Genomic DNA, 13033 nt, shown 5'->3' with positions numbered 1-13033 from the left:
CGCCGCGGCCTCATCAAAAAAACCGGGGCAAGCCCGGTTTTTTCATGTCTGGTCGGCAAGGCATTCAACCACCCATCACTTCAAGTTGCCCAGGTAGGCGGCCACGGCCTTGGTTTCCAGCGGGCTCAGGCGCGAAGAGATCACGGCCATGACCGCGTTGTCGTTGCTGCGTGCGCGCTGGTGAAACTGGAGCAGTTGGGTCTCGATGTAGCCAGGATGCTGACCGGCCAGGCGCGGCATGTTGGCGCTGCCACGGCCCTGCGTGTCGTGGCAGGACAGGCAGGCGGGCAACCCCGCATACACATTGCCCCGTTCGTAAACAAACTGTCCCACCGCCATGAACTGCGTGTCATCGGACGGGGTGCTGGCCGCCTTCTGACTTGCGTAATGCGCGGCGAGCGAACGGATCATTCGATCGTCCATCATGGCCACCTTTTCTTTCGTCAAGGGGCTCTTTCGGTCCCCCGAGGCGAAGTCCTTCAACTGCTTGACCAGGTAGGTTTCGTTCTGCCCCGCCAGACGCGGGAAGTTGGGCGCCACGCTCTGTCCGGTGGCACCGTGACAGGCGCCGCAGTGTTCTGCGGCGAAGCGGGCCCCGGCGGTGATGTCGGCGTCCAGGGACTGTGCACCCGCCGACCAGGCCAGCGACCCCAGCAGCCCGATGGCCAGCAGCGCACGGGGCCGGTGCACCCGGCCGACCCGCTGGTGTGTGCATCCCAAGGCGGCCGTCTTGAGCTTGTTGCCCATCCATGTCTCCTGTCGGTGTAAGTCAGAGGCATTCTGGTCACACGACGCGGGCCACCGATTGATACAAGTCAACAATGATTAACTTATATTTAGGTCAAAAAAAGCGCATTTACCGACGGCTGGCCTGTGCTCTGTCCGGCAAACCGGAACGGGGCGAAGGAGGCGTGCAAGGCGGATCGCCCGCCCATCGCGTTAGCTTGAGGGCCCCGCGGCGGAGACCGGACCAGTCACAACCAGACTGCGCTATGCGTGGTGTGGGGAGGCCTGATGGCCCGGCCAGGTTCCGGAGGCAATGTAGATGCCGCCCATCCAGGTGGAACGGACATCCAGCCCCGGCACGTGAGCCGCAAGGCCACTCCAAGGTTGAACCAGGCCATCCAGCGTGCTGACGGAACGCAGTGCCGCTCCCCAGACAAAGAGGTTGACCGGCCAGGCCCAGGGATCGGCCCATTGCAGCCCGGTGGCCACCACGCGGGCACCAGGCTTGAGGTGCTGCAGCACATTGGCAATCGCCTCGGGGCGACGCAGCACATCGTGCGTGAAGTGAAACAGCACGGCATCGGCCTGCCCCGCCCAGCGCGCCGATTCGACCGGTGCGTTGATCAGCAAAATCTCGCATGGCCCGACAGACGTGAGACGCTCGCGCGCCTTGACCAGCATCTCCGGGCATTGTTCGATCCCCACGATCCGGCCGCCTGGACCCACGGCGCTGGCGAGCAGGGGAAAACTCAGACCGGTACCACAACCCACATCCAGAACGGTCGAACCGGGACTCAGCCGCAGACTGGCCACGGCCTCGCGGCGAAGCGGCTCGAACATCGCGAGCTCGTGGTCGTACACGCCGGCTCGCAACCGGTACTGCTCCAGTGCAAAGCCGCGATCAGGCATGTGTGCGTCCCTGCGACTGACGGAAGGTCTTTTCATGGTCTTTCTGGCCTAAGGCAATACCCCTCGGCCCAGCATAGTGCGCAGATCCTTGCACCGCAAGCGGCAACGGCCCGTGTTTGTTACCGAGTGTCCCCGTGCGCGCAAAGACCTGCACGCCAACGCAGGAGCCGTGCCCCTGGAGGACGTCAGAAGCTGTAGTTGTAATTGATGCGCAGGGTGTTCTGCCGGTGCGACACCGTGCCGGCCATGCCCGGACCGAACATGTTCGGGTTGGTGCGGGTCACCTTGGGCGCAATGGCGATGGAGCCGGCCACCGCATGGCCACCACCCATGTTCCAGCCCAGACCCAGTGTGTAGTGGGTCTTGATGGTGGCCGGAAACAGCGGGTTCAGCGTGTCGTCTGGCACGGGGTTGTCGGCGTAGTTGATGCCGGCGCGCAAGGCCAGGCCCGGCGCCAGCATGTATTGGCCACCGATCATGAAGACAGTCTGGTTTTTCCAGTTCTGCGGCATCGAACCCACCATCCAGCCCCCGCCCATGTTCATGCCCAGGCGGAAGTCCTTCATGCTGTCCTTCCATCCCAGGTGCTTGACGTCGGCGGCCAGCATGAATGCTGGCGTCGCCTGCCAGGCCACGCCCACGCCATAGGTCTCGGGCCACTGGAAGTCCACCACCTTGAATTGGGTGGGAATCTGCATCCCCCCCGGCAGCATGGTGAAAGTGCCGCTGCCTTGCAGGTCGCCGATGTCGGTCTTGCTGTGGTAGGTGGCGCCGAAGGCCAGGGCGTTCGAAACCTTGTAGTGGGCGCCGAGTTTGAAGGCCCAGCCATTGCCCTTGGCTTCGCCGCTGAAATCGTTGTTGTCGCTGAAGCTGGCATGACCCGAGCCATCGGGCATCAGCATCTGCACGTCCATGCTGGCCCAGACAAAGTCGAGCTGGCCAGCGACGGTGAAGTTGTCATTGACGTTGTAGGCCAGCGGGAACATCAGCCGGCCGAAACCCACCTCGGAGCGCATGGGCAAGCCCGTGCCGTTGGACAGGAAGGAGGTGCTGCCGTATTCGGTCCCCATGCCGCCCTGGGCCAGCATGCCAGCGCCGTAGGTGAACTGGCCGGACTTTCGAATGAATGAAAGCGAAGGCATCCAGTACTTGTCGCCGTCCGATTTCGCATTCATCGTGCCGGCCATCGGGTGGTTCATGCTGGTATTCACATCTGGCATCAGCAATGTCAGACCCAGACCCAGGTTGTTGCCTTCCTGGCGCAGACCCAGCGTGGCCGGGTTGTTCATGATGGCCGAATTGCCACTGTCATGGGCGAACGAGGCGCCGCCCATGCCACCCGCCTTTGCGCCGTAGGCTTCCATGTTCATGCCGTTGGTGGCGGCGGCGGGCAAGGCCACCAGCCCCATCACAGCCGCCGCGATGGCGGTGCACATGGGGCGTTGGTCGAAGCGTTTTGCGGTTGGCATGCGTGTGGACTCCTGAAACCAAAAGGTTGATGAAGATCAAAAGAATACCGGCGCGGGTATGGTTTGACGAGCCGGGAAGGCTCGGGTTGACGGCGATTCAAATACCAGATACAGATACCCGTACCAGCATTCGACAGACATCTCTGTCATCGCTCCTGGGCTGTGGCCTGTGAGTTCAAGCGCCCTCGTGCGTGTTCCTGCATGCGCCTGATGGCGACGTTGTGCGGTATGTGGATGCGCCTCTGGTTGTCGACGTTGATGAAGCCGCCATCGGCCACGGCCTCGCGGCCCTGCGCCACAATCACGCATGACCTCCAATGCCGCCACCTCCTCCGAACGGGCGCCTGCCGCCGTGATCCCGTGCGCACAGTGTCCCTTGCGGTCACTACCCCTGTTCCAGGCGCACGAAGCCGCCGAACTGGAGCTCGTGCAATCGCTCAAGCGTCGGGACATGTACCTGCCGGTGGGCAGCACACTGATCCAGGAAGGTCAGGTCGACGCACCGCTCTACACGCTGCAAAAGGGCTGGGCGTTTCGTTTCAAGACACTGAGCGACGGGCGCAGGCAGATCCTGAGTTTCCTGCTCGCAGGCGACTTCATCGGCGTGCAGCAGAAGATGGGCGATGCCGCGGCCCACGGCGTCGAGACGCTGACCGATGCCTCGTTCTGCGTGTTCCAGCGCGACTCGCTGTGGGAAATCCACCGCCGCTCGCCCAGCATGGGCTTCAACGTGACCTGGCTCACCGCGCACGAAGAGTCGCTGGTGGACGATACGTTGCTCTCTGTGGGTCGACGCAGCGCCGAAGAGCGCATTGCCACGTTGCTGATCCTGCTCTTCAAGCGCGCCGCCGCGCTGCAGGCCGATGCCGGCACGAGCGGTGTACCGTTTCCCTTGACGCAGCAACACGTGGCCGATGCCCTCGGGCTGTCGCTGGTGCACACCAACAAGACGCTGCGCAAGCTGGAGCGCCGGGGCCTGCACCACATTGGCGACGGTCGGCTGTTCCTGCGCGACGTGAAGGCGCTCGCGCGCCTGGCCGACCTGTACGGCGACGGCCGTCCGCCCGTGCGCCCGCTGGTGTGATCGAGGCCTTCGATGCACGCTGGGCCCGCTGACACCCCGTAACACATTGGTCAACTTACATGTCTTTGTACACAGCAAACAGATGACCTGCGACCTACATTGAGTTCAACCCTGCTTCCCGCCGTCCAGGCCGGCAGGGGCATCGGCAGATCCATGGCCTTCTACGGCCGGGACGCCGATGGAACGATATGCCCAAGGAGGCCGCATGACAGCCACCACTTCACGGTTCAACACGAACCAACTGCTTGCCACACTCTCCAGCGCCGAATGGCAGCACCTGGAGCCCGACCTGGAATGGGTCTATCTGCCGTCCGGTAGCACGCTGCATTCGAGCGGCAATCCGCTGCGACATGTGCACTTCCCGAACACCGCCACGGTGTCCCTCGTGTCCTCGATGGCCGACGGCGCCTCTGCCGAAGTGGCCGTGGTGGGTAGCGAGGGCCTGGTCGGTATCTGCGCCTTCATGGGCAACGCCAACGCCCTGAGCGACGCCGTGGTGCAGCGACCCGGCCACGCCTGGCGCATGAGCACGACGGCCGTGCAGCACCACACCCGCCGATCGCCCGACTTCATGCAGAAGTTGCTGGGCTACACCCAGGCCTTGTTCACGCACATGGCGCAGTGTTCGGCCTGCAACCGCCACCACGCGCTGGACCAGCAGCTGTGCCGCTGGCTGCTGCTGCACCTGGACCGCCAGGAAGGCAGCGACATGCAGATCACGCAGGAGCGCATTGCCTGCCTGCTGGGCGTGCGCCGCGAGGGCGTCACCGGCGGCGCACTCAAATTGCAGAAGGCCGGCCTGATCGACTACCACCGGGGCCACATTTCCATCCTCGACCGCCACGGGCTGGAAGCGCGCAGCTGCGAGTGCTACGGCGTGGTGCGACAGGCCTACGACCGCTTGTCGTGTGCCCACAGCGCGCCGCGCCGTTCACCCGTGATCCATGCCCCTGGGCTGAGCAGCCAGCTGGTGTACCGCCAGTCCTTGCAAGCTGCCTGAACCTTGTGTGGCCGCTTGCGCAGAGCCGGACGGCGCTGCCAGCAGCCCGCTCACCCCCTGCAGGCGCCAGATGACAAAAGACCCCGCTCGCGCAGACCCGCCCCTCCTCCAGCAACCCCTGTTTTTTGAAAGCCCATCGCATGAACTACGAAGAACGCGACAGCTTTGGCATGTACAACGCCATCAGCGCACTGGACGACACCGTTCCGCAGCGCAACCGCGGTCCTGGCCCCTACCTGATGGGTGCCGACACCTTGCTGGGCAACCACGTGGTCAATGCCAAAGACGAAGACCTGGGTGACATCAAGGAAATCATGCTCGACATGCGCACCGGGCAGGTGAGCTATGCGGTGCTGTCGTTTGGCGGCTTCCTGGGTCTGGGCGAAAAACTGTTCGCTGTGCCATGGACTGCGCTGAAGCTGGACACGGTCAGCAAGCAATTCGTGCTCGACGCGAGCAAGGACCGACTGGAGAGTGCGCCCGGTTTCGACGAAAACGACTGGCCCGACATGGCCGACACGGCCTGGGAACGCGGCGTGCACGACTTCTACGGCACGCAGCCGTACGTGGCTCCGCGCGGCAATTGATTCCCTGATCCACACCGGGGCTGCTTCGCTCCCGTTGTGATTCGGCACCCGCCCGTGCCAGCCGCTGCGCTGCGCGGGCCTTTTTCCTGACACGGCCGCGTCGTAGCCGACCCAGACCACGTTTTCATCCGTGAGGTTGCGCCCCACCCAGCTTGCCGTTGGAGCGGCCTGCCGGCGTGGTGCGTTCTTCCTGCAGCACTCCCGCAGCTCGGCTCTCACGCGCGTGGCGAACCCCACTGCGGCCAGGAACCATGGGGCATGGCCTATGCGGAGCAGGCCTGTGCGACAGGGTGATGGTCGCAGGGTGATTGCAGCGTGGCGAGTGGCAAAGCAAGGCGGCGCAACACCTCCTCGCGCTTGCGCGGCGGGGAGGTGTCAGGCTCTGCTCCTGGCCGCTCAGTTGCTGTCAGCGCGGGCCAGGGGTTTCAGCGCGGGGACTTGCGTGCGTTGGCGAACCGACCGGTCCCCGTGCCTGTGCCAAGATGGTCTTTTTGCATCAAGGGACTGTAATGACTCAAAGCGCACACATTGTGGGCAAGGTGGAATACCGGGGCGGCGACGGCCCCGCCGTGGAAATACGCGAAGGCCCTGTGGCGGTTTCGATCTCGGCAGCCGACGCCACCTTGAGCTGGATCGAGGAGGAGGCCCACGGCTCTGCCGCCATGCCCATTGGCGACTTCCGTCGCTTCGTGAAGGAAGGGAAGATCCGACTCGATGGACCGGTGCAGGCCGAGGCCTGAGCTGGCACACGCGCACGGTCACGCGCCGGGGTAGCCTGAACGACTGGGGCAGATACCGCCGCACCATGGCGTTCAAACAGGAAGGGCCCGAACCGACAGCGGTTCGGGCCCTTCCTGTTTGAGAAGCGCAGCGGCAGCGGCTTACTTCTTCGCTGGCGGCACGTCGGTACAAGACCCGTGCGCCACCTCCGCCGCCATGCCGATGCTCTCGCCCAGCGTGGGGTGCGGGTGGATGGTCTTGCCGATGTCCACCGCATCGGCGCCCATCTCGATCGCCAGTGCGATCTCGCCGATCATGTCGCCCGCATGCGTGCCGACCATGCCGCCGCCCAGGATCTTGCCGTGGCCGTGGGCATCCGGGCTGTCGTCGAACAGCAGCTTGGTCACGCCTTCGTCGCGGCCATTGGCGATGGCGCGGCCCGAAGCCGTCCAGGGGAACAGCCCCTTCTTGACCTTGATGCCCTGCGCCTTGGCTTGGTCTTCGGTGAGGCCCACCCAGGCCACCTCGGGGTCGGTGTAAGCCACGCTGGGGATCACGCGGGCGTTGAAGGCGGCCGCGGCCAGCTCCTTGTTGCCCTGCAGTTCCCCGGCGATCACTTCGGCCGCCACGTGCGCCTCGTGCACCGCCTTGTGCGCCAGCATGGGCTGGCCCACGATGTCGCCGATGGCGAAGATGTGCGGCACGTTGGTGCGCATCTGGATGTCGACGTTGATGAAGCCACGATCCGTCACGGCCACGCCGGCCTTGTCGGCGGCGATCTTCTTGCCATTGGGCGTGCGGCCCACGGCCTGCAGCACCAGGTCGTAGACCTGCGGCGCGGGGGCCGTGCCGCCCTCTTCCGCGGCGGCGAACGTCACCTCGATGCCGTCGGGTGTGGCCTTGGCCCCCACCGTCTTGGTCTTGAGCATGATGTTGTCGAAGCGCTTGGCGTTCATCTTCTGCCAGATCTTGACCAGGTCGCGGTCGGCACCCTGCATCAGGCCGTCGAGCATTTCCACCACGTCCAGGCGGGCGCCCAGCGTGCTGTAGACCGTGCCCATTTCCAGGCCGATGATGCCGCCGCCCAGGATCAGCATGCGCTTGGGCACGTCCTTGAGCGCCAGCGCGCCGGTGCTGTCCACCACGCGCGGATCGTCCGGCATGAACGGCAGGCGCACCGCCTGCGAGCCGGCGGCGATGATGCATTTCTGGAAGGCCACGACCTTCTTGCTGCCGGTCTTTTCCTGGCCGGTGCCGGTGGTCTCTTCCACTTCAACGTGGTTGGGGCCGACGAAGGCGCCGTAGCCGCGCACGGTGGTGACCTTGCGCATCTTGGCCATCGCGGCCAGCCCACCGGTGAGCTTGCCGATGACCTTTTCCTTGTGGCCGCGCAGTTTCTCGATGTTGACCACCGGACGGCCGAACTCCACGCCCAGGTCCGCCATGTGACTGACCTCGTCCATCACGGCCGCCACGTGCAGCAGCGCCTTGGACGGGATGCAGCCCACGTTCAGGCACACGCCGCCGAGCTGGGCATAGCGCTCGACGATCACGACCTTGAGGCCAAGGTCGGCGGCGCGGAAGGCCGCCGAATAACCGCCGGGGCCGGCGCCGAGCACGAGCAGGTCGCACTCGATGTCGGCGCTGCCACCAAAGCTGGCAGCAGTGGGGGCCACCACGGGTGTGGCGGCCGGGGTAGCAGCGGGTGCTGGCGCAGCAGCGACAGGTGCCGCGGCTGGCGCGGCGGACGCACTGACAGCGCCCTCACCTTCCAGCACCAGCACCACCGAGCCTTGTTTGACCTTGTCGCCCAGCGCGACCTTGAGCTCTTTCACTACGCCAGCGTGCGACGAAGGAATCTCCATCGAGGCCTTGTCGGACTCCACGGTGATGAGCGATTGCTCGGCCTTGACGGTGTCGCCGGGTTTGACCAGCAACTCGATCACGGCCACTTCGTCGAAGTCGCCAATGTCGGGAACTTGAATATCGATCAGTGCCATCGCCATTCCTTAAAGAAGCACGCGACGGAAGTCGCCGAGGATCTGGCCGAGGTAGGCGTTGAACCGGGCCGCAGCGGCGCCATCGATCACGCGGTGGTCCCAGGTCAGCGACAGCGGCAGCATCAGGCGCGGCTGGAAGACCTTGCCGTCCCACACCGGTTCCATGTTGCTCTTGCAGACGCCGAGGATGGCGACTTCGGGCGCGTTGATGATGGGCGTGAAATACCGGCCACCGATGCCGCCCAGGCTGGAGATGGTGAAGGTGGCACCGCTCATCTCGGCCGGGCTCAGCTTGCCGTCGCGCGCCTTCTTGGCGAGCTCGCCCATTTCCTGGCTGATCTGCAGCACGCCTTTTTTGTCAGCGTCCTTGATCACCGGGACCATCAGGCCGTTGGGCGTGTCGGCCGCGAAGCCGATGTGCCAGTACTGCTTGTAGACCAGCGAATCGCCGTCGATCGAACTGTTGAACTCGGGGAATTTCTTCAGCGCGGCAACCGATGCCTTGATCAGGAAAGCGAGCATGGTGACCTTGACGCCGCTCTTCTCGTTTTCCTTGTTGGTGGAGACGCGGAAGGCTTCGAGGTCGGTGATGTCGGCGTCGTCGTGGTTGGTGACGGCCGGGATCATGATCGCGTTGCGCAGCAGGTTGGCGCCGCTGATCTTCTTGATGCGGCCCATCTCCTTGCGCTCGATGGGACCGAACTTGGCGAAGTCCACCTTGGGCCAGGGGATCAGGCCCAGTTCGGAGCCACCACCACCGGTGGATGCCGGGGCCTTGGCCTTCTGAGCAGCGGTCTGCACCGCGCCGGCCATGACCGATTTGGTGAAACCCTGCACGTCGTCCAGCGTGATCCGGCCTTTGGGGCCTTTGCCCTGAACTTCTTCCAGCGGCACGCCGAGCTCGCGGGCGAACTTTCGCACCGAGGGCGAGGCGTGCGGCAAACCCAGCGCCGGCGTGCCGGTGGGGTTGTGGGCGGGTGCGGCGGCAGCCGATGCGGTGGCTGCTGCGGGAGCGGCCACGGCGGCGGCTGGAGCCGCCACGGGTGCTGCGGCAGCGGGTGCCGGCGCCGCAGCGCCAGCGGAGCCTTCGAGGATCGCCAGCAAGTCGCCGATGTTGACTGTGTCACCGACCTTGACCTTGAGCTCCTTCAGCACGCCAGCGTGCGAAGAAGGGATTTCCATCGAAGCCTTGTCCGACTCGACCGTGATCAGGCTCTGCTCGACCTTGATGGTGTCGCCAGGCTTGACGAACACCTCAATGACGGCGACGTCCTTGAAGTCGCCGATATCGGGCACCAGGACCTGCACCGGGCCGGATGCCGCGGGTGCCGCCACAGGCGCAGCGGCAGCCGCTGGAGCTGCGGCAGGCGCCGCGACCGGTGCGGGCGCAGCGGCAGCCGGAGCGGCCGCAGGCGCTGGCGCTGCGGCCTCACCAGCGGCTTCCACCACCAGCACCACCGAGCCCTCTTTCACCTTGTCGCCCAGGGCGACGCGCAGTTCCTTCACCACGCCCGCCGTGCTGGACGGGATTTCCATCGAGGCCTTGTCGGACTCGACCGTGATCAGCGACTGTTCGGCCTTGACCGTGTCGCCCACCTTGACCAGCAGTTCAATGACCGCCACCTCATCAAAGTCGCCGATGTCCGGGACCTTCACTTCTACCAGTGCCATGTTGTTGTCTCCGGAAATTTATGCGTACAAGGGGTTGATCTTGTCGACCTTGATGCCGTATTTGGCAATGGCCTCGGCCACCTTGGCCATCGGCAGCTTGCCCTCATCGGCCAGCGAGCGCAGGGCCGCGACCACGATGTAGTGGCGGTTGATCTCGAAGTGCTCACGCAGCTTGCTGCGGAAGTCGCTGCGGCCAAAGCCGTCGGTACCCAGCACCTTGTACGAACGGCCCTTGGGTATGAAGGGGCGGATCTGCTCGGCGTAGTTCTTCATGTAGTCGGTGGACGCGACCACCGGGCCGGCGTGCTTCTCCAGCTGGTGCGCCACAAAAGGCACGCGCTGCGGCTCGGTGGGGTGCAGCATGTTCCAGCGCTCGGCGTCCTGGCCGTCGCGGGTCAGCTCGTTGAAGCTCGGGCAGCTCCACACGTCGGCCTGCACACCCCAGTCGGTCGCCAGCAGTGCCTGCGCCGCAATGCTCTCGCGCAGGATGGTGCCGGAACCCAGCAGCTGCACGCGCTTGTCGCCTTCGGCACCCGGCTTGCAGAGGTACATGCCCTTGATGATCTGCTCTTCCGTGCCGGGAATCAGGCCGGGCATGGCGTAGTTCTCGTTCAGCAGGGTCAGGTAGAAATAGACGTTGTCCTGCTTCTCCACCATGCGCTTGAGACCGTGGTGCAGGATCACGCCCACCTCGTGCGCAAAGGTCGGGTCGTAGCTGATGCAGTTCGGGATCGTGCCGGCCAGGATGTGGCTGTGGCCGTCTTCGTGCTGCAGGCCTTCGCCGTTCAGCGTGGTGCGCCCGGAGGTGCCGCCCAGCAGGAAGCCGCGTGCCTGCATGTCGCCGGCCGCCCAGGCCAGGTCACCGATGCGCTGGAAGCCGAACATCGAGTAGTACACGTAGAACGGCACCATGATGCGGTTGCTGGTGCTGTAGCTCGTGGCGGCCGCGATCCAGCTGCTCATGCCGCCGGCTTCGTTGATGCCTTCCTGCAGGATCTGGCCAGCCTTGTCTTCCTTGTAGTACATCACCTGGTCCTTGTCGACCGGGGTGTACTGCTGGCCTGCCGGGTTGTAGATGCCAACCTGGCGGAACAGACCTTCCATGCCGAAGGTGCGGGCCTCGTCCACCAGGATGGGCACCACGCGCGGGCCCAGCGCCTGGTCGCGCAGCAACTGGGTCAGGAAACGCACATAGGCCTGCGTGGTGGAAATCTCGCGCCCTTCGGCGGTCGGCTCCAGCACGGCCTTGAAAGTCTCCAGCGAGGGCACGGTGAAGCTCTCGTCGGCCTTCGTGCGGCGGTGCGGCAGATACCCGCCCAGCGCCTGGCGGCGCTCGTGCAGGTAACGCATTTCCGGCGTGTCGTCGGCCGGTTTGTAGAACGGTATCTTGGGCAACTCGCTGTCAGGGATGGGCAGGTTGAAGCGGTCGCGGAAGATCTTGATGTCTTCGTCGGTCAGCTTCTTGGTCTGGTGCACGGTGTTCTTGCCCTCGCCGGCCTTGCCCATGCCGAAGCCCTTGACGGTCTTGATCAGCAGCACCGTCGGCTGACCCTTGTGGTTCACGGCCTTGTGGTACGCGGCGTAGACCTTCTGCGGGTCGTGGCCACCACGGCGCAGGTTCCAGATGTCGTCGTCGCTCATGTGCGAGACGAGTTCCAGCGCCTTGGGATCGCGGCCGAAGAAGTGCTTGCGCACGTAGGCGCCGTCGTTGGCCTTGAAGGCCTGGTAGTCACCGTCCAGCGTGTCCATCATGATCTTGCGCAGGGCGCCGTCCTTGTCGCGCGCCAGCAGCGGGTCCCAGTTGGAGCCCCAGAGCAGCTTGATCACGTTCCAGCCGGAACCGCGGAATTCGCCTTCGAGTTCCTGCACGATCTTGCCGTTGCCGCGCACCGGACCGTCCAGGCGCTGCAGGTTGCAGTTCACCACGAAGATCAGGTTGTCGAGGTTTTCGCGCGCGGCCAGGCTGATCGCGCCCAGCGATTCGACTTCGTCCATTTCGCCGTCACCGCAGAACACCCAGACCTTGCGGTTCTCGGTGTTGGCGATGCCACGGGCGTGCAGGTATTTCAGGAAGCGCGCCTGGTAGATCGCCATCAGCGGGCCCAGGCCCATGGACACGGTGGGGAACTGCCAGAACTCGGGCATCAGCTTGGGGTGCGGGTAGCTGGAGAGGCCCTTGCCGTCCACTTCCTGGCGGAAGTTCAGCAGCTGTTCTTCGGTCAGGCGGCCTTCGAGGTAGGCGCGGGCATAGACGCCGGGCGACACGTGGCCCTGGATGTAGAGGCAGTCGCCGCCGTGGTTTTCGCTCTCGGCGTGCCAGAAGTGGTTGAAGCCGGCGCCGAACATGTGGGCCAGCGAGGCGAACGAACCGATGTGGCCGCCCAGGTCACCACCGTCGTCGGGGTTGTGGCGGTTGGCCTTGACCACCATCGCCATCGCGTTCCAGCGCATGTAGGCGCGCAGGCGCTCTTCGATCTCGATGTTGCCCGGGCAACGGGCTTCTTCGGTGCTCTCGATCGTGTTGACGTAACCGGTGTTAGCAGAGAAAGGCAGGTCGATGCTGTTCTGGCGGGCTTCTTCCAGCAATTGCTCCAGCAGGAAGTGGGCACGTTCGGGACCCTCCCGCTGAATCACGGCGGCCAGCGCCTCCATCCATTCGCGGGTTTCCTGGGAATCGATGTCCCCCACACCGCGGTCATTGAGAGCGTCTGACGCTGACATGTCTGTCTCCTGTTGGTTTGAAATCAAGCTTAAAGCGGGCCTTCCGCTCTGTCGCGAATTTTTGCACATCGGCTGGATAATTTCAATATGTGCTTTTCTTTTCTACATTATGAAATTCATAAAAACAAGATTTTGATATCCCTCAC

General features: G+C 64.5%; 11 protein-coding genes. 4 read left to right on the top strand and 7 right to left on the bottom strand.

The features are described 5' to 3' along the window. Window positions 1-75 precede the first annotated feature (75 nt). The 4 genes from ACN5W5_RS03850 to ACN5W5_RS03835 form a co-directional block, all read right to left on the bottom strand. Window positions 76-747 (bottom strand): c-type cytochrome, encoded by a 672-nt coding sequence (locus ACN5W5_RS03850; RefSeq protein ID WP_420047243.1) that lies wholly within the window; start codon window positions 745-747, stop codon window positions 76-78. A gap of 243 nt (window positions 748-990) precedes the next feature. After that, on the bottom strand, window positions 991-1635 hold the full coding sequence (locus ACN5W5_RS03845; RefSeq protein WP_420047242.1) for a class I SAM-dependent methyltransferase: 645 nt from the start codon (window positions 1633-1635) through the stop codon (window positions 991-993). Window positions 1636-1820: 185 nt separating this feature from the next. After that, entirely contained in the window at window positions 1821-3104 is a 1284-nt protein-coding gene (locus ACN5W5_RS03840) for an OmpP1/FadL family transporter (RefSeq protein WP_420047241.1), read from the bottom strand. Between the two features lie 146 nt (window positions 3105-3250). After that, window positions 3251-3409 (bottom strand): hypothetical protein, encoded by a 159-nt coding sequence (locus tag ACN5W5_RS03835; RefSeq protein ID WP_420047240.1) that lies wholly within the window; start codon window positions 3407-3409, stop codon window positions 3251-3253. A gap of 71 nt (window positions 3410-3480) precedes the next feature. Here ACN5W5_RS03835 and ACN5W5_RS03830 point away from each other — a divergent pair, with 71 nt between their 5' ends. The 4 genes from ACN5W5_RS03830 to ACN5W5_RS03815 all read left to right on the top strand — a co-directional run bounded on the left by ACN5W5_RS03830 (window position 3481) and on the right by ACN5W5_RS03815 (window position 6515). Next, window positions 3481-4188, top strand: a complete 708-nt coding sequence (locus tag ACN5W5_RS03830; protein WP_420047239.1) for a Crp/Fnr family transcriptional regulator — start codon at window positions 3481-3483, stop codon at window positions 4186-4188. 205 nt (window positions 4189-4393) lie between these two features. Next, window positions 4394-5188 carry a Crp/Fnr family transcriptional regulator gene (locus ACN5W5_RS03825; protein ID WP_420047238.1) on the top strand — a complete coding sequence of 265 codons (795 nt, stop codon included), beginning with the start codon at window positions 4394-4396 and terminating at the stop codon, window positions 5186-5188. A gap of 140 nt (window positions 5189-5328) precedes the next feature. Continuing rightward, window positions 5329-5775 (top strand): PRC-barrel domain-containing protein, encoded by a 447-nt coding sequence (locus tag ACN5W5_RS03820; protein ID WP_420047237.1) that lies wholly within the window; start codon window positions 5329-5331, stop codon window positions 5773-5775. A 509-nt stretch (window positions 5776-6284) separates the two neighbouring features. Beyond that, complete coding sequence (locus ACN5W5_RS03815) at window positions 6285-6515, top strand: hypothetical protein (protein ID WP_420047236.1); 231 nt, start codon at window positions 6285-6287, stop codon at window positions 6513-6515. Between the two features lie 141 nt (window positions 6516-6656). Here the strand turns inward: ACN5W5_RS03815 and lpdA are convergent, their stop codons facing one another. Genes lpdA through aceE form a run of 3 tightly spaced genes read right to left on the bottom strand, consistent with a single transcriptional unit; the run spans window position 6657 to window position 12887 of the window. Continuing rightward, entirely contained in the window at window positions 6657-8495 is a 1839-nt protein-coding gene (gene lpdA, locus ACN5W5_RS03810; RefSeq protein WP_420047235.1) for a dihydrolipoyl dehydrogenase, read from the bottom strand. 9 nt (window positions 8496-8504) lie between these two features. Continuing rightward, window positions 8505-10166 (bottom strand): dihydrolipoyllysine-residue acetyltransferase, encoded by a 1662-nt coding sequence (gene aceF / locus ACN5W5_RS03805; RefSeq protein WP_420047234.1) that lies wholly within the window; start codon window positions 10164-10166, stop codon window positions 8505-8507. An 18-nt stretch (window positions 10167-10184) separates the two neighbouring features. Next, complete coding sequence (aceE, locus tag ACN5W5_RS03800; RefSeq protein WP_420047233.1) at window positions 10185-12887, bottom strand: pyruvate dehydrogenase (acetyl-transferring), homodimeric type; 2703 nt, start codon at window positions 12885-12887, stop codon at window positions 10185-10187. Between the last annotated feature and the right edge of the window lie 146 nt (window positions 12888-13033).

Origin of the sequence: Hydrogenophaga sp. ZJX-1 (assembly GCF_048590325.1) — a bacterium.
Lineage (GTDB): Bacteria > Pseudomonadota > Gammaproteobacteria > Burkholderiales > Burkholderiaceae_C > Hydrogenophaga.
This window is presented reverse-complemented; position numbering and strand designations above follow the sequence as displayed.

Excerpts from the sequence above, each read along its gene's own strand:
- ACN5W5_RS03845 (WP_420047242.1), bottom strand. The coding sequence starts at position 1,635 with ATGCCTGATCGCGGCTTTGCACTGGAGCAGTACCGGTTGCGAGCCGGC.
- ACN5W5_RS03850 (WP_420047243.1), bottom strand. The coding sequence starts at position 747 with ATGGGCAACAAGCTCAAGACGGCCGCCTTGGGATGCACACACCAGCGG.
- aceE (WP_420047233.1), bottom strand. The coding sequence starts at position 12,887 with ATGTCAGCGTCAGACGCTCTCAATGACCGCGGTGTGGGGGACATCGAT.
- lpdA (WP_420047235.1), bottom strand. The coding sequence starts at position 8,495 with ATGGCACTGATCGATATTCAAGTTCCCGACATTGGCGACTTCGACGAA.
- ACN5W5_RS03840 (WP_420047241.1), bottom strand. The coding sequence starts at position 3,104 with ATGCCAACCGCAAAACGCTTCGACCAACGCCCCATGTGCACCGCCATC.
- ACN5W5_RS03825 (WP_420047238.1), top strand. The coding sequence starts at position 4,394 with ATGACAGCCACCACTTCACGGTTCAACACGAACCAACTGCTTGCCACA.
- ACN5W5_RS03815 (WP_420047236.1), top strand. The coding sequence starts at position 6,285 with ATGACTCAAAGCGCACACATTGTGGGCAAGGTGGAATACCGGGGCGGC.
- ACN5W5_RS03820 (WP_420047237.1), top strand. The coding sequence starts at position 5,329 with ATGAACTACGAAGAACGCGACAGCTTTGGCATGTACAACGCCATCAGC.
- aceF (WP_420047234.1), bottom strand. The coding sequence starts at position 10,166 with ATGGCACTGGTAGAAGTGAAGGTCCCGGACATCGGCGACTTTGATGAG.